Genomic DNA, 20761 nt, shown 5'->3' with positions numbered 1-20761 from the left:
AGCAAGAAAGATGAGCGCGCTCTTCGCGTTGCTGCTGAGCCTCTTCACGGTCAGCGTTGCCTTGGCCGACTACTCTCCGGATGTTCTATTCGTTAAAACTCGCGGACAAGTCCGAGTTTCGACTCTGGACGGGATGCTTCAAACCTCTTCGCCCGCGCTGAATGATTTGCTTGCGGCGAATGCGTCGGGAACCTTGCCATTTTCCGTGTATTCGACGCTCGCTCGTTCGTTGAACAGAGTGGTTGAACTGCAACTTCCGCAAGGCAGCGATCTGCAGAAGATCGCGGCCGCTTTGCGGAGCGACAGCGAGATCGAGTGGGTGGCGTTCAACAACCGCTATTCGACTGTTCAGTCGTTGGACGATCCGTACGTTCCCAACGATGAGGGATGGAGCGATGCGTGGTGGCTGCGCAGGATTTCCGCGGATCTGGCATGGGAAATCACACGCGGTGACCCATCCGTTTTGATCGGAATTATTGACACCGGCGTCGACCACACTCACCGTGATCTGCGTGACAACATCTGGCACAATCCGGGTGAAATCCCGGACAACGGCGTCGACGACGATCAAAACGGATTCATCGACGACGTGATCGGCTGGGATTTCGTCGATGCTCCGAGTTTGCCTGCGGGCGGAGACTATCTCGAACGTGACAACGATCCGATGGATGATTTTGGACATGGCACGTATGTCTCCGGTTGCGCCGCCGCGACAAGTGACAACGGAATCTGCTATCCTTCGATTGGATTCAATTGCAAACTTATGCCTTTGCGCGCGGGAAACGCCAACGGCACACTTGAAGAAGATGACGTCGCGGCTGCCCTGCTCTACGGCGCGGCAAACGGCGCAGCAGTTATCAACATGAGTTTCGGCGACGTGGTTGCGTCGCCGCTTCTGCGTGAAGTTGTACAGATTGCACATCAGGCCGGAGTCGTTCTCGTCGCTTCGGCGGGAAATGCCAACAATGACGGCATCCATTATCCGTCTGGTTTCGCGGAAGTCATCTCGGTCGGCGCAACGGACTCTTTGGATTTTCGCGCTTCGTTTTCAAATCTTGGACCGTCTGTCGATGTAATGGCGCCGGGTGTAAATATTCTCTCCACGATCCTCGGCGGTGAATGCGGCGAATGGGTTTACCCGTCGGGCACAAGTTATGCCGCGCCAATGGTCGCAGGTCTCGCGGGGTTGATTCTCTCCGTGAATCGCGATCTGACTCCAGATCAAGTCTTGGACGTCATCCGTTCGAGTGCGGACGACATTCGTACTCCGGGGTGGGATCCGGAGACGTCTAACGGACGTATCAATGCGCGGCGCGCTGTTGAAGTGGCGGCCTTCGGTGCGGACGTCGAAGCCCGCATCTCGTCTCCCGGCGTAGACAGCGGCGTGCGCGGCATTTTTGCTGTGATCGGAACCGCGCGGGGCACAGCCTACGACAGCTATGAACTCAGCTACGGTCTCGGTGAAAACCCGAGGACTTGGTCGCCAATTTCCACTTCTTCGCGTGTGGTGCTCGACGACACACTTGGACAGATCGAAGCACCCGCTTCTGATTCAGTTCTCGTGATCCGTCTGGTTGTTCACGGCACAAACCAGAGCCAATCCGTGGACATGTCCCATGTATATGTACAAAACGGAAGCCCGGTGATCGACAGTTTGTACGTACGCACCGTGCTCGACGGACCCGGCTACGGCCAGCAAATAACGGCATGGAGTAATCAAATCTGCCGCGCGTCCCTTTTGATGACCAACAGCTCAGGCGATTCCATCCGTGAAGATTTCGGCTATGTCAATTACGAACATGTAGCCGTAATATCGCAGTCAAGGTACCAAGGCGATTGGCAGGCCGTATTGCAGCTTACAAACTTGATCGGCGAGTCCGTCCGCAGTGAATCGTTCGACTATTCGTCTTCACAAAGCACTATTTTGCCCTACTTGTTCTACCCAAACAACACCACGTTGCCGCACGGAATTTTGGGGAATTTTGTCAGCGACTATGATTGCGACGGCAGGGAAGAAGTTTGGCTGCTGCCCGTAGATGAGTTTAATATCGTGGATACACTTGAGCCATACGAATGGAACGGCGCTGACTTCGTCGAAACTGAAAATACATACGGCCCGCACATTCCGCAGTGCTACGGTGATGCCAATGGCAACGGCTTGATGGAAATGGGCGCGCGCAGGTTCCTCGAAAGCCGTATTTGGGAGCAATCCGAAGCGTGCGGCGTGCATAACAATATTGTCTTCGAAAGTCCGGATCTTTTTCCGGAGTTCCTGATTAGCCGCTATGTTACCGTAGACAGCACGACCGGCCGCCAAGACATTCTCGCACGTGCGAAATTCGGAAGTTCCTCGAGACTCGCACTGTTTGAAGTCGATCCGCAATTCACGCTCACGATTCGGGATACACTTCCGAATTTGACCGCAGGATCCAACACTATGGGGCCTCCGGGCGCCGCAGTCGGCGACATTGATCGAGACGGCAAACTGGATATCTTCTACGGTGATTACGACGGTGACGTGATCTGGTGCGAATGGACGGGATCAGAACTTTCGCAAGTTTGGTCGTACCGCATGCCGCAAAACGACGCCACGACGTGGATGGCCCGCGGAGACATCGATTGCGACGGCGAACAAGAACTCGTCGCCGGCTGCCGGTCAAATGCCGGTGCGTCCTCCGAAAGCCAACGGCTAAAACTCGGTTGGGACTATTTCATTTTCGAATCAGATGGCGACAACAGTCTTGCCGTCGTCGACAGCATAGCGATTCTTGGAAATGAAAATGTAACGCTCAACCCGGCATCCGTCAACATTGCAGATGTGAATGCAGACGGTTGCGGCGAGCTGTTGATCTCGGCCTTTCCGGACTTGTACGTTTTCTCAAAAGATGAAACGTCCGGAAGGTATCTTCCAAATTGGTATTACTTCCCTTCAAAGGCAGGCGCTTTGGTCGCCTATGATTTTAACGGGAACGGTATCAACGAATTTCTAATGTCGGACGGATCGAGACATTTGAGAATCGAGAATGCAATCGCTGCTTCCGATGCGCCGTTTCCCCCTGTGCTGTCAGGCAATCCCCTGAATGAAACGAGCGTCGTACTGACGTGGTCGGTTGTTCCCGGCGCAATGCACTACGATCTCTATTTGACCGAAACTGGCAACCAAACGCTGCTTCAAACCACCGCCGATACGTCGTATGTTTGGACCGAAGCTCCGTTGGACGTTGAAAAACACTTCATTGTAGTTTCCTATGATACGACGTTTGTGCAACCCTACAGTGCGCCCTCAAATGAAATAGCTTTGACGGCGAACACTCCGCCGATTACCGAGGATACGGCGCAAGTGGTGGCGCCAAAAGCAATCGCCGTAGACTTTAGCGAACCAATGGGCCCGTCGGCCTTTGTCCAGGGAAACTGGAGACTCGGCGACGGTTCGATGCCCGCGGTTATTGCCGAATCCCGAGGCTCGAGACAATTTCAACTCGTGTTTGATGATCCGTTTGCGCCCGGAACCTATGACTTGATGTTGAGAAATCTGCGCGACGCGCAGGGCACGCCTTTGCCGTCGTCGGAGCAGCTTGTACATTTTGTCGTCGAATCTTCTCCTGATCGAGAAGTCTACATTGCGAGCCATACATTGGTAGACGCACCGGTCGGCCACATTTTGCAAATTGAATATTCCGAGCCGATGCAAGATGCCGCTGCGAGCGCTGCGAGTTACCAAACCCTCGACCCTCGTCGCGGAGCACTTCCTTCGCAAGTTGCTCTCGTCGGTTTTGTCGATGACGCGCACAAGATTGTGGAAATTGAGTTGGACTCCCGTTATCCCGTCGGCGCGGTCGGAGTGGAAGTTCGCATCGAGATTTCTGAGTTGACTGCGCAAAGCGGTAATCCATTCGCTGCGTCGAGCTTGCTGATTTCTGAAAGTGCACAGAATATCGACGACGCATACGTCTATCCGAATCCGTTCAAAGGGAGGGGTGCCGCTGGAGGGAATGGCGTTTACTTCGCCGCGCTGCCAACCACCGCCACGATCAGAATCTTTTCAATTGACGGCGCATTGCTAAGGAAAATCGAACACAACGGTGCGACGGGATTTGCGGAATGGGATTTACGAAATGACTCCGGCGATGCCGTATCGTCTGGTGTGTACATCTACACGATAGAGTCGAACGGCGACAAAGTTGCGGGCAAGATTGCGGTGGCACGTTGAAGCGAATTACGGTTGCACTTACGGGCGGCATCGGATCGGGCAAATCTACAGTCGCGGACTTGCTGAGAAATCTCGGAGCGGGCGTAGTTTCCGGAGATGAATTCGGACGGGCAGTGCTTGAAGAAGATGAGGCCGTACGGAATGAACTCGTCGTGAAACTGGGTTCAGACGTTTGTGACGCTCGCGGCGTTTTGGACCGCGGCTTGATTGCGAAAAGAGTCTTTGCCAGCAAAGAGCTTAGTCGTTGGTTGACCGATCTTACTTTTCCGGGAATTCTCCGCAGATGGGAAGAGTTCGCGCAACGAGCGGTGAGAACCGTTGCGGTCTTCGATGCCGCACTGATTTTCGAATGGAATATTCAAGATCGCTTTGATCTTGTCTTGACGGTCGTGTCGTCCGAGGAAGCAGCATTCGAGCGGTCACATCACAGATTTTCGCGCGAAGATTTTCAACTGCGCCGCGGCTCCCAGCTTTCCGACGAACGGAAGATCGAAGGCGCGGATTTCGTAATCCATAACGACGGCTCTTTGGCTGATCTGCGTGACCAAGTCCTCGAATTTTGGAATAGCAAAATACAACCACAAATCACATGATTCGTTTCAGTCTCAAAATCGTTCTGCTGCTGCTGCTGAGTGCAAACTCTTTCGCTCAGGAGTTCACGTTATCCCAGTTTCTCAATGTGCAGTATGCGACTCGACCTTCTTATAATCCGCAAGGTACCGAAGTTGCATACATTTCCAACATTAGCGGCGAACCGCAAGTGTGGATTTCCGGAGACAGGCTCAAAGCGCCGAAGCAGGTGACTTTCGAATCGGATGGCGTGGATGGTGTTTGGTGGTCCCCCAAGAGCCCTGCTCAAGTCATAGTCGCGGCATCGCGCGGCGGCAACGAGCGCTCCAAGCTCTATATGATGACTCCTGGCTACACGCCGCTGATGCCGCTAACGTCTGTAGATGACGACGCGATCTATCGTTTTGGCTGCTGGTCACCCGACGGGATGAGATTTAGCTATTCGTCAAACAAACGAAATGGCGTTGATTTTGATATCTACGACCATCACATCGACGACCGCGAACCGGTTATGATTTTTCAAGGCGACGGAGACAATACGGCACAGGATTATTCGCTGGACGGCCGTTACTTGCTAATTCTGAAGTGGCATTCAAATGTCAATACCGACATCTTGTTGTTTGACCGCGAGTCCGGAGAGACCACCGTACTGACGGAGCATGAAGGCGACGTTTACTATGATCAACCTCAGTTTGACGAAGCTGGCAGTAGTTTTTACGTCTTGACCAATCGTGATCGTGACTTTGTCGGTGTTGCCAAGTACAATTTGAGTACGCAGATGTGGTCGTGGCTGGAAACGCCCGATGCCGATATCGATGTGCTTTCGGTTTCGCCTGACGGCACCGGCTACGCTTTTGCGAAAAATGCGAAAGGACTTTCCGAGTTTACCTATGTAAACGTCGCCAAAGACAAGCGCGTCGGTGCATACAGGTTGCCGGAAGGTATCATTCGCGATATGTCGTTCTCACCTGATTCCCGCTTCATCGCCATCACTTATGGTTCAGCGAACAAGCCTTTTGACGTTTGGGTTTACGAAACTCGTTTGGATCTGATGTCACGTTTGACATATTCTGCTACAGGCGGTGTTCCGACCGAGATATTTGTCACGCCCGAACTGATTGAGTACGAGACATTTGACAAGCGAATGATCCCCGCGTTTTTCTACAAGCCGCACGAGATGTCGGACAAAACGCCTGTGATCGTCTCCATTCATGGCGGACCTGAGAGTCAAGCGCGGCCAGATCTGAGCGGACTTTTTCAGTATTTCCTCTACAAAGGGTACGCGATTCTTGAGCCCAATGTCCGAGGTTCTGCCGGTTTCGGGCGGGAATATATTGCGTTGGATAATGTTCGCAAGCGCATGGACTCCGTCAAGGATATTGAATATGCGGCAAAATGGCTCGCAAAGCAAAAAGGCATCGACAAAAAGAAGATTGTTTTGCTTGGCGGAAGCTACGGCGGTTTCATGGTGCTGGCCGGGCTGACAAACTACCCGGATCTGTTTGCCGCGGGAATCGACATCGTCGGCATATCGAACTTCGTGTCCTTCCTTGAAAACACTGGAAAATACCGCCGTGCGCTGCGGGAGGCAGAGTATGGCTCTCTTGCGGACGACCGCGAGTTCCTTGAAGAGATTTCACCCTTGAATCATGCGGACAAAATAAAAGCGCCGCTGCTTGTTATACAGGGCGCTAATGATCCGCGCGTGCCGCAATCGGAGGCGGATCAAATCGTGGAGTCCATCAAGAACCGCGACGGAATCGTCGAGTATTTGCGTTATGCCGATGAAGGCCACGGCCTGCGCAAAACGGAAAATAAACTCGACGCCTACACCAAGACCGCGGAGTTTTTGAATACGTACGTGCCGAAATAAACAAAGAGCGGCACTCGCCGCTCTCTACCATTTGATCGTGCTATTGAATTGCCGGGTTTCGGTTAGCCTTCGCTTGCTCAAATCGCGAAGTCGTCGTTTTGCACTTTGAAATCAACAAAGGTGCCGTGTAGTGTCCTTGGCAGCCGCCCCACCATTGAATTTCGTGCGCTCCGGTGATGATTACTTCTGTGATCGTTTCACCCGGATTTACGACGAACGAATACTGATTCCCGATTACGCACGTGATTGCATGCCGGCACGGATTCGTGAGCTCCGCAAAACCCGTGTTGTTCGTTTCACACAACGGATCACCGGGCTCGATATCCATGATGGGAACGTCCTTTTCGTTCGGATACTGAGCCTGTACAGTTGCATTGTCCGGGGCGGTGGGTTGAGTCGCCATGTCGGCGGAACAGCCCACAAGCAGCAACAGCGGAAGGTATTTCCAAAGAGCTTTCATAGGGTACTCCTTGCGGTGCGAGAGATTCGCTTATCACCGCGATTCTGTCTTTGACGGATATCTTCAGGCGGGTAACCCGGCTAACGCTTCCGTCTACAGCGTGCCCTACTTAGTTAGTCATATGAACACCCGAAAAGGTTTCAAATAACTTCGATCAAATTGAATTCAACGACTTGCAGCATAGATTTGCGCGACCACCCGACGCTCGCGGCAGACTTTGATAATTAGTGGAGAATGTGTAAATTCGGGAAGTCTTGCGGATGTAACTCAATGGTAGAGTGTCAGCTTCCCAAGCTGGAGGTTGCGGGTTCGAGTCCCGTCATCCGCTCAAGAGCGGCGCAGCATGCGCCGCTTTCTTTTTGTCGGAAACCACGGAATTCTAAAACACATTGAAATTGTTGACATTCCGAGTCAGGTTCAGTAAATTACGTGTTGTTTTGTGAATAATACCGGAGAAATGATGACCCTTTTGATTCGTACGCTAATTGTCTTGGCCCTGTCATCCTTTGCGGTGGCGCAGTCAGTTGATACCTTATGGACTGTTTTTCCGGGCCAGAGCCATGAGTCGGAAACGATTTACGAGGCACTCGCGATGAACGATGGTTCAGTAGTCCTCGCGGGTGGAGTGATGGACCCCGACTCCTCCAGAATTATTAACGGAGCCTACAAATTATCTCCAGACGGCGCCACCCAATGGGTCAACGGTTTTCGTGGATTGGGGTTAGGGTGGTTCCGAGCCGTCACTGAAGGAAACGACGGGACACTCGTGTTCGCGGGCCAAACCAGAATTCCCAATCAACCAGGTGCCACAAAGAAGTATATTGTTAAATTAGACCAAAACGGAGACTCGCTCTGGACGTCGATCATCGGGGCCGACGCTTCGGCAGACGCGTCCGAAGCTATTTTTCCCGCGTCCGGCGGCGGCTATTGGGTTTTCGGTCAAACAACGGAAGGTGGGCAAACTCAATTTCATGCGCTGAAAATCTCTGAAGACGGTGACAGTCTTGATTCTAAGATTTATGGCCGTGAATGGAGTGACTATGTATGGGAAGCTGCGCAGGACGTGGACGGCGGATTTATTCTTGTCGGTGACTATTGGGACCCATTGGTTGGAAATCTGCAAGGTCTCGTGATGAAACTGGATGCGAACGGTGATTCGCTGTGGGGATACTATTACGGCGGTCCGGATGACGAAGATTTCTTTGACGTCGCCGTTGATCCTGAGGGCGGATATATGCTGTGCGGAACGATTGTCCCGGCTGATGATTTTATTGGCGACGTGTTCTTGATGAAAATCAGCGCGACGGGAGATTCGCTCTGGTCGCGCACGATCGGCGGGGCGGATGATGATGCGGCTTACGCGATTGTGCCTGTCTATTCCGGTTTTGCCATGATCTGCAATACACTTTCGTTCGGTGCCGGCAACGTCGATGGCTGGCTATTGCGTGTAAACTCCGCGGGAGATACATTGTTCAGCCAGACGTTCGGCAACTCGCGTTGGCAGTTCCTGTGGGACATTGTGCAGGGCGGAGACTTGGGCTATGTCTTCTGCGGCGCATCGAACATTGCGGGTGCGGGCAACGACGGATGGGTTCTGAAAACCACGCCCGACCCCACAAACATCCCACCCGATCCCTTTGAACTTGCAGAACCTGCCGACGGCGCAATCATCAATTTGCAGGAAGTTTTCCCGTTAACCTGTACGTGGCACGCTGCCCGCGATCTCAATATGGACCAGGTCACGTATCTTTTCCATGCCGAACTCAACGGAGGTACAGCCTTTCTGCAAAATCCCAACGGCATGCTGGCAGATACCTTTTACAACCTTGAAATCGACGTGCCCCTCGACAGGTTGGACGAATCGTCATTTATTGATTGGTACGTTGACGCAACAGACGGTACGGACACGGTCTCGACTTCAAGCGGCACTTGGCAGTTTAGAATCGACTATGCGAGCGATGTGGAATCACCGTCTGCTTTGCCCAATGAGGTTTCTTTGGCAGCCTATCCAAATCCGTTCAATCCGGCTGCGCGTGTACAGTTCGATCTCCCGCAGGACGGCCATGTCAAATTAGGCATCTACGATATCACTGGACGGCTTGTTGAGATGCTTGCCGACGAATTGTATTCCGCAGGTTCTCACGTGCTCGAGTTCTCAGGTGCGAGTCTGCCGTCTGGCACCTACTTTGCCAGAATTACGCACCACGAGGAGACTCGTATCACGAAACTTGTGTTGATGAAGTAGACTGTACTGACTTCATGACCTGCCCGCTCTGCAACGAAACTGCTGCACTCAATCCGCGCCGGATTTCGACGCGGCTTGGAGCAAGTTGCAACTCCTGCGGGTTGGCGTTTGTGCACCCGGATGAACATCTTTCCGCGGAAGCCGAAAGGGCACGCTACGAACAGCACAATAATTCGCGCGAAGACGAACGCTATGTAGGATTTCTGCAAAACCTTGCCGAACCGTTTGAAAGCCAGCTTCGCGCGGGCGCAAACGTGCTTGATTACGGCAGCGGGCCGGAACCGGTATTGGCGATGCTGCTGCGGGAATCCGGCCACACCGTTTCGATCTACGATCCTTTCTTCGCGGATGACAAAAATGTGCTGCAACGCCGTTATGATGGAATCGTCTGCTGTGAAACGGCGGAGCATTTTCGCGAACCGCGCGGAGAGTGGAAGAAGCTAGCTGAAATGCTGGAACCCGGTGGAGTGCTCGGCGTGATGACGCTGCTGCTTCCCAGCGACGCCGATGTTTCGACGTGGTGGTATGCGCAAGACCCTACCCACGTGGTGTTCTACACGGAACGCACTATCAGATGGATTGCAGAGATATTCGATCTTGACATTTTAAAACTCTCCGAGCGGGTTATCATTTACAGAAAAAGAAAACGGGACTCAAATTGAGTCCCGTTTTGCGATTCACTTATTTCGAGTTTAGAGCGGCTTCGTCATCTTCAATAGCCATGCCTTCGCCGCGCCGCGCAACTTGGGTGCAAGAACTTTGCGCACTTCCGCGTGATAGTCGTTCAGGTACTTTCGCTCAAAATCCGTCAGGTACTTCACTTCGACCAATCGACGATCGATTGGACAAAATGTCAAGTTCTTGAACGTCAGGAATCCCGGCCTGTCCATGTCTTGAGTGACGTAGACGAGATTCTCAATTCGAATTCCGTATTCCCCATTCTTGTAGTAACCCGGTTCGTTGGAAAGAACCATCCCGGGCCGCAAAACTTCGTTGGGGAATCGAATGGCTATCGAGGCGGGTCCTTCATGAACGCACAGAAAGTGCCCGATCCCGTGCCCTGTCCCGTGTCCATAATTAAGTCCGGCCATCCAAAGCGACTTGCGGGCAAGGGTGTCCAGTTGCACGGCTCGCGTTCCAATCGGGAACGGAGTGGTCGCAATCGCGATATGGCCTTTAAGGACGCGCGTGAAATTCTCTTTCTGCTCGCGGGTCGGTTTGCCGCAGGGAACCACTCGTGTGATATCCGTCGTCCCGTCCGGGTACTGTCCGCCCGAATCCACAACCATCAAACCGCGGGCTTTGATTTGCTTGCTGGTTGCTTGAACGGCGCGGTAGTGCACCACCGCTCCATTGGCCGCATAGCCGATAATCGGAGAGAAACTCGGACCACGATATAGCGAGCTTGCCGACCGAGCACGTTCCAACTCGACTTCGAGAGACAATTCGCTCATCGGTATCTTGCCGATATTTGCGTCAATCCACGAAAGAAACTTCACCATCGCCACTCCGTCGCGAATATGCGCGGAACGTATGCCGCGAATTTGCGCCGGCAGTTTCATGGCCTTGAGCAGCGTAATTGGAGAACGCTCGGTCACGAGTTGCGCTTTTCCCAACAGCGAGTACATCCATTGCGATGCCGTCGCGTCGTGAACCCATACTTTGCCCCGGCTTTTGCCGAGTTTCTTCATCGCGTCACCGAAACTGTCGTAGCGATGAACCTGAACGTGCTTGCCGAGGTGTTTGCGGACTGCTGGCGTCACCTTTCCCAAATCGACGTAGAGATGAGCGGTCTTTTCCTTGATGATTGCGTACGAAACGAAGACGGGATTGTATTCCACGTCCCGCCCACGCAAATTGAGCAGCCACGCGATCGCGTCCAACTCGTTGAGCACATGTGCCGTCGCGCCGTGAGCTTTCATTTCTCTGCGTACGCTCTTCAATTTTGAGGCGACGGACTCGCCCGCATACTTCAGCTCATGAACTTCAAGCGCAAGAGAAGAAATTGCAGGCGGGTTTTCCCATACGGCGTCCACAAGGTCGCGAGCGACCGGAACAAGCTGCAGTCCAGCTTCGGAAAACTCTTTCTGCAAGTCCAGAAATCGTTGCCGCGAGACTACTTGAGGATTTACGCCGACCTTGCCGTTCTTCGGCAGTTGCGACGTGAGCCATTGAGTCAGTCCCGGCGTACCCGGCACGCCAATCTTCATCAGTTTGACGCCCGAACCTGAAAGTTCGCGCTCAGCTTGAAGAAAATAACGCGAATCCGTCCACAGCGCCGCAGATTTTGTCGTAATACAAATCTCACCGGCAGACCCGGTGAATCCGCTGATATAGGCTCGCCTTTGCCAGCGTTCCGGTGTATACTCACTGTTATGAGGATCGGAGCTGGGGACGAGGTAGGCATGAATGCCCGCACTCTTTAGTTTTTCCCGCATGATGCGGAGTTTGGTCTTCGTATTCAAATTGTGCCTCCTGTTCTTCAAGATAAGCCTAAACTACTGAAATATCAAGACACATCTGTTGAACGTTTGATTAGAAACAACGCCCAACAGGCAAGCACCGACAAGCACAATCTTCCTGCCGCGATGTTTGCACAATTCCAAGAGTTTCGTTACACTTATGGTCTATACAAATCAAATTTTTGATTAGAGTTACATGAAGATAAGCGTATTTGGCCTCGGCTATGTCGGCTGCGTATCCGCCGCGTGTTTGTGCGAATCCGGACACGAAGTCTGGGGCATCGATGTGGACTCCACAAAAGTGAACTTCCTCCTCGAAGGAAAGAGTCCGATTGTCGAGAAAGAACTTCCGGAACTGATCGCAAAACACCGGGCAGCCGGAAGATTGAATGCCACAATGTCCATCGAAGAAGCGGTGCGCAACACGGAAATATCCCTGATCTGTGTTGGCACTCCGTCGCTTCCCTCGGGCGCCTTGAACACCGAGTATGCCCGGCGTGTTTGCGAGCAAATCGGCGAAACCATCAAAACTTTGGATCGCCCGCACACGGTTGTGGTGCGCAGCACTTTGCTGCCCGGCACGACTCGCAAAGAACTCCTTCCGCGCCTCGAGAAATTCTCCGGCAAAGGTGAAGGGAGCGGTTTTTACGTCGCCTACAATCCGGAGTTCTTGCGCGAAGGGACGGCCGTTCGCGACTTCTTCGATCCGCCTAAAACCGTCATCGGCGCCGAGCACGACGTGGCCGCAAAGCAAGTCGCGGCGCTCTATGAAGGCTTGCCCGGTGCCTTTCACTACACAAAAATCGAAGAAGCCGAACTCGTCAAATATGCCGACAACAACTTCCATGCCGTGAAAGTCGTATTCGGCAACGAGATTGGCGCAATCGCCAAATCGGTCGGCGTCGACAGCCACCGTGTCATGGAAATCTTTTGCACGGATACGAAACTCAATCTCTCGCCTTACTATCTAAAACCCGGTTTCGCGTTTGGCGGATCGTGTCTTCCCAAGGATGTCCGTGCACTCACGGCCTGCGCCCGTCAAAACAACCTCGAAACACCGCTGCTTTACTCGCTGATGTCTTCGAATTTAGAGAGCGTCAAGCGTGCCTTCAAAGCCGTGCAGTCTTTCGGCAAAAAGAAGATCGGAGTTTTGGGACTCGCGTTCAAAGCAGGTACGGACGACATGCGCGAAAGCCCGGTCGTCGAACTGGTCGAGACGCTGCTTGGCAAGGGCTTCGATATCAAGATTTACGATCGAAACGTCTCGCTTGCTCGTTTGATGGGATCGAACAAGGCTTTCATCGAGTCCGCAATACCGCATTTGGCCGAATTACTTTGCGAGAATCCCGACGACATCGCCGCGCATTCCGAAGTGGTTATGGTGACCTACAACGACGCCGAGTTCGGTCCCGTGCTGCAGAAACTGACAAGGCAGCAAATCGTCTACGACTTGGCCCGCGTGCCGGATTCCGACAAAATTCATGCGGAGTATCATGGCGTCTGCTGGTAAGGTTCTCGTCTTAGTCGAAAACCTTTCGGTACCTTTTGACCGGCGTGTGTGGCAAGAGTCTCTGGCTCTTTCGCGCGCCGGCTATCAGGTCAGTGTCATTTGTCCGCAAATGGTGGACAAAAAGCTCTACGAGACCCTCGAAGGCGTTCATATCTACCGGTATCCCATGCCCTACACGGCCAACCGCGCGATCGGTTATGCCTGGGAATACTCATGGGCTATAGCGTGGACGTTCTTCTTCGCGCTGTATGTTTTCTTTCGCCGCGGATTCAAAGTCATTCATGCCTGCAATCCACCTGACCTCTTTTTCTTGGTCGCGTTGCCATTCAAACTCTTCGGAGTGAATTTCCTGTTCGACCAGCACGACCTAAGCCCTGAGACTTTCGAGTCAAAGTATCCCGGCAAAGGCGGCGCGATCCTGAAAATCCTTCGAAAACTCGAACGTTGGACCTACCGCACCGCGAAAGCTGTGATCTCAACGAATGAATCGTACAAGAAGATTGCCATTCAGAGGGGAAACCTAAAACCCGAACAAGTATTTGTTGTCCGAAGTGCGCCGGACCTCAAAAGGTTTTCTCCTTTGCCTGCGAATCCCGAGTGGAAGCGCGGCAAAAAGTTTCTTGCAACTTATCTCGGCACGATGGGCGCGCAGGACGGGCTTGACCATCTTCTCCGCGCTGCACAACTAATATCGAAAGAGTGGGGTAGAGAGGATATTCACTTTCTGCTTATGGGCGGCGGTGAAAATCTCGGTGTCCTGAAACAGATGGCGAGCGACTTGAATCTCGAAAACGTCGTCGAATTTACGGGCCGCGTCTCAAATGAACAAGTTCGTGAAGTGCTTTCGACAGCCGACGTGTGCTGCGCTCCGGATCCGATCAACCCGCTCAACACACATTGCACCATGAACAAGATTCTTGAGTATATGGCGATGAACAAGCCCATCGTTTCGTACCGCTTGACAGAGTCAGAGTTCTCCGCGAGTGATGCCGCGGTCTATGCCAAAGACAATGACGTCGAGGATTTTGCCCGGCAGATTCTCGCACTGCTTGACGATCCGGACCGGCGGGCGAGCATGGGTGCCTTCGGGGGAGCGAGGCTGCGCGAAGAACTCTCGTGGGATCACAGTGTCACGAAGCTCTTAAAAGCCTACGACTACGCTTTCGGCAAATAAAAAAGCGGCTGCACGAATCGTCATGCAGCCGCATACTTGATTCGATTTTTTGCTACTGCTTGTCCGGATTTCCTCTCAGCGCGACCTTCGCCAATAAGGTCATCAATAAGCCACCCACGAGCGCGAAAGCAACTGCAAGTGCGATCGGGCTTGGAGACTGAGCATCCTTTTTCTCGGACACAATACCGCCCGTGTTTTTCTTGGTTAAAACCAAGTACCAGTCGCGTCCTTGACCGGAACGCAGAACATAGCTTACATTGTCCTTGTCCGCATGGAGCAAACCGCCGCCGGACTTTAAGGACGTAATTTCATCCTGACGTTCCCGCGGAAGGCCAATATCGCCCGCAGCTTCACCCGCTGACTCTCTGACCTTTATGTCCGCGTTTAAGACCTTCTCCCACTCGGTGGGAATGTTGACGCGACCTCCCGTCGGAATTTTCGCGAGACAAAAATAGTCCACGAGTTTTGCCTCTTCTCCGATCCGAGAGGCCGTTTCCACATTCCCCCCGGTCTTTGCCATTTGCAGAGCTGGCCACAGGGCCAATAGGAACAATATGAGCGTGGATGCAATCCAGAATTTAACCAATGAACTCATGCTCGATTCAAGTTGTTTTTGTGTTTGACCAAACGTAAGCAAATTCAAGGAGATTTCAAAAAAGGAAATCGGTTCATTTACACGAATTTTGGGGCATTTCAAGACGATGCAGCTAAGAACTTCATATCTAAAATTATGATTATACAAAAGTTAATAAACAGGAAGCATTTTTGCAACACGTCGATGAAAAGCCCAGACAAAAAGTCCTTCAATGGTGGAAACTTATCGACTTCGCCTCGCGTAAGAATAATTGAAAGACACCGGCGGGGGGCAATGCCTAATGAGTCCGGCTCGATCGCGCGATGGGCCGGACTCGACAATTCTGGACGTATCGTGGAGGCCCCAAGATGGCCCTAATCTTGCCCTATCAAGACAAGGCTCCGGTCATCCATGACTCCGTTTGGTTGGCTCCAACTGCTGTAGTGATCGGGGACACCGAAATCGGTGAAGAGTCCTCCCTTTGGTTCGGGACCGTGGTTCGCGGCGACGTCAACTGGATCCGCATCGGAAAGCAGGTCAACTTGCAGGATGGCGTGATCTGCCACGTCACCATTGCCAAAGCGCCGTTGACTCTGGAAGATCAGGTTTCAGTTGGGCATGCCGCAGTTGTTCATGGCTGCACTCTAAAAAGAGGGTGCCTCATTGGAATCGGCGCTCGGGTCTTGGATCATGCTGTCGTTGGTGAACAGGCACTCGTCGCTGCTGGTTCTGTTGTTTTGGAAAAGACGGTTATTCCGCCCGGCGAGTTATGGGCTGGAGTGCCTGCCAAGAAGAAAAGAGACTTAAGTCCCGAGGAGCGGCAGGGACTTTTAGATACAGCCGCTCGCTATGTTCAGTATAGACTGCACTATCTCGGCCACGATGCCGACATTCCGTCGGACTGGCTGCCTAAACGATAAGGAGTTCAATGATTACCTCTATTCACGCAAAATCCTCCGTCGCATCCGGCGTGTCCGATACGGGAGTCGTCAAGTGGTTCTCACAGAAGAAGGGCTTTGGTTTCATCGAGTCTTCGTCCGGTGCCGAAATATTCGTGCATTATTCTTCGATTCAAGGCCGCGGATATCGCGTGCTGGAACCCGGTGACCGCGTGAAATATGAGACTGTGCCCGGTCCCAAAGGCGATCAGGCTTTTCATGTTGAAGTTTTGTCCTGATTCCCACTGAAGGGGAATCGCGAGGAGGCTTTCGGTGTTTCGCCGAGAGCCTTTTTTAGTCCCGGGCGTGTGGTTTGCTCTTGCTTCATTGTACGCTATGAATTGCCTGAAAAGGTTGATGGAATGAAACGGCTTGTTGCGATTACTCTGCTTGTGCTGTTTTGCCAGGCCACTTGTGCTTTGGGCGCGGCCGCGCGTGCGGACAACTCACATGCTGTCACTTGGCGGCAACTTAGCCGGAGTGAATGGCAGCTTGATGTCGTTCTGCCGGCTCTCACAATGGACAGCCTGACTCTCTCCGGTGTTCGCTGGACGGATATCCACGTGGAAGGTTTGCCCAAGAACTCACACCCCGGAGAACCCGCGTTGCCGTTTATCTCGGTGTGGATTCCGGCGGATGTGTCGGTCGGTGATTTTAGTTTAATTTCCGAACAGACACATGCGACGTCTTGCGCACCGCCGCTGCCCGCTCCCGAATTTCTGGACCGTGCGGTCGAAGCAAGTCTCACGTATCTTCCCAACGAAGATCTCTATGCTCAATCCACTCCGTTTCCAAGCCAGCTCGTCGAAACCGTTTGTGGCGGTTTACTCGGAAGATCGAATATGACGCTTGTCCGCGTCAATCCGCTGTTCTACGTACCGGCGTCGCGCGAACTTACGGTGTATGATCGTTTGAGCTTTGTGGTAAGTTTGAGCAGAGGTCAGAGCCTGGATGCCAATTCAACAGGCTCTCAGTACGAAAACGATTTCATGGCCGATCTGGCGCGAACCAATCAACAAAACCAACCGCCGGCAGACTTAAGCTCGCCCCGCATGTGGATTGTTACGCAGCCTGAATATGTCGACCTATTGACGGAATGGCGCGCGTTCAAGAGAACATGCGGAATTCCGTCTGAGTTGATTATCTATTCCGAAGTCGCCAGTACATCGGCCACACTAAAGAACTATCTGCAGTCTCAATTCGATCAAGCCGAAACGCCGCCCGAGTTCCTCTTCATCATCGGAGACCACGAAGACATTCCTGCCTTCTACGGCGTGGGATCCAGCTTGACGGATCATCCCTATAGCTGTCTTTCAGGTTCAGACTATCTGCCTGACATATCAGTGGGAAGGTTGCCTGTTCAAAGTGCAACCCAGCTCTCGCAGTGGCTGAATCGTGCGCTCGCGTACGAGCGCGACGGACAAGTTTCACAATCGGGGAATGCCACGGTTTTCTCAAGCTCAGTGGCGCTCGATCCTCAGCACGGACTCCACGTCGACGCTTTGTTCGAATCCGGCGGACTAAACTCGACGAGATTGCAGCAGCCGCAGAGCGGCGCGCTTCCGCTTCTAATTGCGTCGCTGACCGAACAGCCGCTATGGACGTTTTACATCGGCCACGGCACGTCGACCGCGTGGTCGTCGGTTGCACCGCATTTTACGGACAACTCACTCCCGCAAATTCAAGATTCTCGTCCCGCAATCGTCGTCTCCGTTGCTTGTGCGACGGCCGATTTCGATGAGCCACAGCAATCTATCGCCGAAGAATGGACGCTTGATTTACTGAACGGCGGAGCATTGTGCTACATCGGTGCAACCGAAAGCACGGCGTTCTTTTTCAGTGACACGATCGGCATCGCGACGCTTGAAGCAGTGTTTGAGCACGGCTATACGAGCGTCGGCAAGGCGCTTGATTACGGCAAGCTGCGGTGCGCGGAGTCGTTTCCGCAAGGACCCGGCGAGCTCACCGAGGAAACCATTCAGCAATTTGAATTGCTGGGTGATCCGTCATTGAGACCTTTCACCCGCGCGCCGGTTGTTTCTAACGTAACCGTGCCTGAGGTCGTGCCGGTCGGCACGGCGCAAATTCCCATAACAGTCCTTGCGGGTGGACACGCAGTAACGAATGCGGACGTCATTCTATCAAGTCCGACGACTCCGCCGCGACTGACGCAGACAAATTCGGATGGATTAGCTTTGGTAACGCTGCCGTTCTCGTCAGAACATGCGTGGACCATAGTCGTTCGAGGCAGCGGCATCATGACGGTTGAACGTACGGTAACGGTTGTGCCCATTGCTGGTCCGCTCGTCCAATTGCAGGAAATTGAGTTGGACGAATCGTCAGGTGACATGGATGGACACGCCGACAGAGGCGAGAGTGGAACTCTGCGGGTGCTTTTACGAAATGCCGGAACGGCCGTTTCGACTCCAGCGACACTCCGGCTCGAGTGCAGCAGCAGTGCGCTGGCCATATCGCCGCTAACGTTGAGTGTGCCCGCGCTCGCTCCGCAAACAGAAGATTGGCTCGACGCGACTGCATCGTACTCGATCTCGTCTTCCGCGCAAAATGGTGCTGCCGCAGTTATTCAGGCGTGGCTGGGCACCGGAACGAATGCGCGGTTCGCCGGAAGTTTTTCAATCTTACTGCAAGCTCCGCAAATCGAACTGGAGTCGCAGTCACTTTCTGAACTCGAAGGGGACGGAGACGGTCTTCCCGAAGCAGGCGAGCAGTTGGAACTTGTACTCACGCTCGTCAATCGCGGCGGAGAACCTTTGCGGCTGCCGGCAGCAGACTGCTTGCCCGACCACAATTATCTGCATATTCAAAATACGCGCTGGACTGCCGACAGCATTGATGCCGGAGCGACCGAAACGGTTACTTTCGATTTTGTATGTGACTCGATTACCCCGCGCGGTTTTCCATTTGAATACAATGTTGCACTAACCGCCGCCAATAACGATGACCAGGATTTTTGGGGACGTTATCGCATCGGCCAAGTACCTGTGCTGCTCTACGTGCTCGATTCCGAACCTCAGCAAGTTCCGGGGATTGTCGGAGCACTGGACGTCTTGGGTATAGAACATGAAACGGCCACAGTATTGCCGACGGATCTCTCTCGCTACGCATCCATATGGATATTCTGCGGCGTCCATCCGAACCAACAACCGTTGTCCACTCAATCCGCGCAGCGTATCGCCGCCTACTTGGACGACGGAGGTGCGTGCTATTGGGAAGGTGGTGACGTATGGGCCTTCGACTATCAGACCGCTCTTCATCCCTATTTCGGCATTGAAGGCGTCTCCGACGGCTATGGCGATGCCGGGCCGATTGCCGGTGTCCGTGGACGGTTTACGGACGGCATGGAATTCTCTTACAGCGGTGAAAACAGTTTCATTGACCGGATCCAAGCACGAGATGGCGCGTTCGAGATTCTGAATAATGACAGATCGAACGCGGTCTATTGTCTTGGTGTTGCCAATGCCGGCGAGACCTATCGCACGGTCGGCGCGTCAATCGAGCTTGGAGCACTCAATGACGCGCATGCTCCGTCCACCCGCGTACACCTGATCCGCAGTATTCTCGAGTGGTTTGAAATTCCCGTGCTACACGATTTGACACCTCCGGTGATCACACATATTCCGATTGGAGCGTGGCATCATCCCGGTGCGCCGATTCCGATCTTTGCCGACGTACAAGATGAAAGCGAGATAGACTTCGTCGCTTGCGACTATCGCATTAACAACGGCGGATTTGAAACTGTCTCTATGCAAGGTGGAGTGAGTGGCTATTCCGCTCAACTTCCCGCGCAGCCGCTTGGCACAACCGTTTATTATCGCTTGCGTGCGGCGGATCGCTCCCTCCCGAGCAATACGACTGTTACGGACGAATACCAGTTGGTCGTGGAAAACTATGCGGACCGAATCGTAGAAATTACTCCCGTAGCCGAAACTCTCAATTGGATGAGAAAACGCGGCTCGAATGGAACCTTCTCTTTGATCAAAGATCAAGAAGGGGAGAGGAGTATCGTTCTGATGGGTGAGGAACCGGGGCGAGTCTCGACCTATGTGACCACGCCGTTTGATTTGAGTTCCTTTGCGAGCCCGACCTTGTCATTTTGTAGCATGCTGACTGGACACAATACCGGTGAAACCTCGGCGGCGAGAATTCTCGCGAGCACGGACAACGGTACGTCGTTCCCGATTCTAATTTGGCGTGCGGACGACATGGATGCGCCGGGTCACAACTGGATTGAAGAAGGCGGCTTGAATGCGCTGGCCGGGCAGAATTCGGTTGTGCTAAAGTTTGTTTATTACGCAAACAAGTACTGGGAAATCTCGCAAGCTCAAATTAGTGAAGGCACTCCCAAAGTCGCGCCTGCGCGAAATCTCATTGTCATTCCCGGAGAGATCATTGGGCTTAAATGGTCGCCATCAACGAGTAAGAACGCGACTTACAAAATATATGCGGCTCCGTCACTGCAGGAACCCTTTATTCCAATTGCCGTCACAACGGATACGACCTATGACGACCACGAGAGTGCCAGCCAAAACCAGCGCTTCTACCGAGTCGAGGCAATTCAGGAAAGTGGACCGTCGACTGTTTGTAAGCGCGCTGATTCACCTATTTTTGAGAAGACTGCACGGTCCTTCCTGCGCAGAACCCTCTAACAGAACGCTCTTATTCTGAATAAAAAGGCCCGAAAAGGGCCTTTTGTGCTTTTGTCTCCAAAGCGAATTATTGCATAT

Annotated in this window: 13 protein-coding genes and 1 tRNA gene; 11 read left to right on the top strand and 3 right to left on the bottom strand. The window is 53.1% G+C overall.

Translation table 11 applies throughout. The features are described 5' to 3' along the window. Positions 1-10: 10 nt before the first annotated feature. Genes H6507_05215 through H6507_05205 form a run of 3 tightly spaced genes read left to right on the top strand, consistent with a single transcriptional unit; the run spans position 11 to position 6653 of the window. Positions 11-4210, top strand: a complete 4200-nt coding sequence (locus H6507_05215) for a S8 family serine peptidase (GenBank protein MCB9368486.1) — start codon at positions 11-13, stop codon at positions 4208-4210. Continuing rightward, the gene (gene coaE, locus H6507_05210; protein MCB9368485.1) at positions 4207-4803 is read left to right on the top strand and encodes a dephospho-CoA kinase; all 597 of its coding nucleotides are present in this window, start codon (positions 4207-4209) and stop codon (positions 4801-4803) included. Before H6507_05215 ends, coaE begins: the two co-directional genes overlap by 4 nt. Beyond that, complete coding sequence (locus tag H6507_05205) at positions 4800-6653, top strand: S9 family peptidase (protein ID MCB9368484.1); 1854 nt, start codon at positions 4800-4802, stop codon at positions 6651-6653. The genes coaE and H6507_05205 overlap by 4 nt, the downstream gene beginning before the upstream one ends. Before the next feature lie 40 nt (positions 6654-6693). On the opposite strand, the gene H6507_05200 is transcribed toward H6507_05205, so the two are convergent. Continuing rightward, entirely contained in the window at positions 6694-7113 is a 420-nt protein-coding gene (locus H6507_05200) for a hypothetical protein (GenBank protein MCB9368483.1), read from the bottom strand. Between the two features lie 256 nt (positions 7114-7369). Between H6507_05200 and H6507_05195 the strand changes: the two genes are divergently transcribed. From H6507_05195 to H6507_05185, 3 genes are all read left to right on the top strand, one after another. After that, a tRNA-Gly gene (locus tag H6507_05195) sits at positions 7370-7441 on the top strand. Between the two features lie 129 nt (positions 7442-7570). Next, positions 7571-9358 carry a T9SS type A sorting domain-containing protein gene (locus H6507_05190; protein MCB9368482.1) on the top strand — a complete coding sequence of 596 codons (1788 nt, stop codon included), beginning with the start codon at positions 7571-7573 and terminating at the stop codon, positions 9356-9358. A 14-nt stretch (positions 9359-9372) separates the two neighbouring features. Beyond that, positions 9373-10020: a class I SAM-dependent methyltransferase gene (locus H6507_05185; protein MCB9368481.1), complete on the top strand. Its 648-nt coding sequence runs from the start codon at positions 9373-9375 to the stop codon at positions 10018-10020. A gap of 30 nt (positions 10021-10050) precedes the next feature. Here the strand turns inward: H6507_05185 and H6507_05180 are convergent, their stop codons facing one another. After that, positions 10051-11823 (bottom strand): aminopeptidase P family protein, encoded by a 1773-nt coding sequence (locus tag H6507_05180; GenBank protein MCB9368480.1) that lies wholly within the window; start codon positions 11821-11823, stop codon positions 10051-10053. A 193-nt stretch (positions 11824-12016) separates the two neighbouring features. On the opposite strand from H6507_05180, the gene H6507_05175 reads away from it, so the two are divergent. Next, on the top strand, positions 12017-13330 hold the full coding sequence (locus H6507_05175; GenBank protein MCB9368479.1) for a nucleotide sugar dehydrogenase: 1314 nt from the start codon (positions 12017-12019) through the stop codon (positions 13328-13330). Further along, positions 13314-14504 (top strand): glycosyltransferase family 4 protein, encoded by a 1191-nt coding sequence (locus tag H6507_05170; protein MCB9368478.1) that lies wholly within the window; start codon positions 13314-13316, stop codon positions 14502-14504. The genes H6507_05175 and H6507_05170 overlap by 17 nt, the downstream gene beginning before the upstream one ends. 52 nt (positions 14505-14556) lie before the next feature. On the opposite strand, the gene H6507_05165 is transcribed toward H6507_05170, so the two are convergent. Next, positions 14557-15099, bottom strand: coding sequence for a hypothetical protein (locus H6507_05165; GenBank protein MCB9368477.1), 543 nt, complete (start codon positions 15097-15099; stop codon positions 14557-14559). Between the two features lie 347 nt (positions 15100-15446). Here H6507_05165 and H6507_05160 point away from each other — a divergent pair, with 347 nt between their 5' ends. From H6507_05160 to H6507_05150, 3 genes are all read left to right on the top strand, one after another. After that, the gene (locus H6507_05160; protein MCB9368476.1) at positions 15447-15998 is read left to right on the top strand and encodes a gamma carbonic anhydrase family protein; all 552 of its coding nucleotides are present in this window, start codon (positions 15447-15449) and stop codon (positions 15996-15998) included. 8 nt (positions 15999-16006) lie between these two features. Beyond that, a complete protein-coding gene (locus H6507_05155; GenBank protein MCB9368475.1) occupies positions 16007-16255 on the top strand; it encodes a cold shock domain-containing protein in 249 nt (82 codons plus the stop codon). A 123-nt stretch (positions 16256-16378) separates the two neighbouring features. Beyond that, positions 16379-20683 carry a hypothetical protein gene (locus tag H6507_05150; GenBank protein ID MCB9368474.1) on the top strand — a complete coding sequence of 1435 codons (4305 nt, stop codon included), beginning with the start codon at positions 16379-16381 and terminating at the stop codon, positions 20681-20683. Positions 20684-20761: the final 78 nt, after the last annotated feature.

Source organism: Calditrichota bacterium (assembly GCA_020637445.1).
Taxonomy (GTDB): domain Bacteria; phylum Electryoneota; class RPQS01; order RPQS01; family RPQS01; genus JABWCQ01.
This window is presented reverse-complemented; position numbering and strand designations above follow the sequence as displayed.

What these genes read in the sequence shown, in the direction of transcription:
- H6507_05215 (MCB9368486.1), top strand. Translation starts at nt 11, where the DNA reads ATGAGCGCGCTCTTCGCGTTGCTGCTGAGCCTCTTCACGGTCAGCGTT.
- H6507_05205 (MCB9368484.1), top strand. Translation starts at nt 4,800, where the DNA reads ATGATTCGTTTCAGTCTCAAAATCGTTCTGCTGCTGCTGCTGAGTGCA.
- H6507_05200 (MCB9368483.1), bottom strand. Translation starts at nt 7,113, where the DNA reads ATGAAAGCTCTTTGGAAATACCTTCCGCTGTTGCTGCTTGTGGGCTGT.
- H6507_05190 (MCB9368482.1), top strand. Translation starts at nt 7,571, where the DNA reads ATGATGACCCTTTTGATTCGTACGCTAATTGTCTTGGCCCTGTCATCC.
- H6507_05185 (MCB9368481.1), top strand. Translation starts at nt 9,373, where the DNA reads ATGACCTGCCCGCTCTGCAACGAAACTGCTGCACTCAATCCGCGCCGG.
- H6507_05175 (MCB9368479.1), top strand. Translation starts at nt 12,017, where the DNA reads ATGAAGATAAGCGTATTTGGCCTCGGCTATGTCGGCTGCGTATCCGCC.
- H6507_05170 (MCB9368478.1), top strand. Translation starts at nt 13,314, where the DNA reads ATGGCGTCTGCTGGTAAGGTTCTCGTCTTAGTCGAAAACCTTTCGGTA.
- H6507_05165 (MCB9368477.1), bottom strand. Translation starts at nt 15,099, where the DNA reads ATGAGTTCATTGGTTAAATTCTGGATTGCATCCACGCTCATATTGTTC.
- H6507_05160 (MCB9368476.1), top strand. Translation starts at nt 15,447, where the DNA reads ATGGCCCTAATCTTGCCCTATCAAGACAAGGCTCCGGTCATCCATGAC.
- H6507_05155 (MCB9368475.1), top strand. Translation starts at nt 16,007, where the DNA reads ATGATTACCTCTATTCACGCAAAATCCTCCGTCGCATCCGGCGTGTCC.
- H6507_05150 (MCB9368474.1), top strand. Translation starts at nt 16,379, where the DNA reads ATGAAACGGCTTGTTGCGATTACTCTGCTTGTGCTGTTTTGCCAGGCC.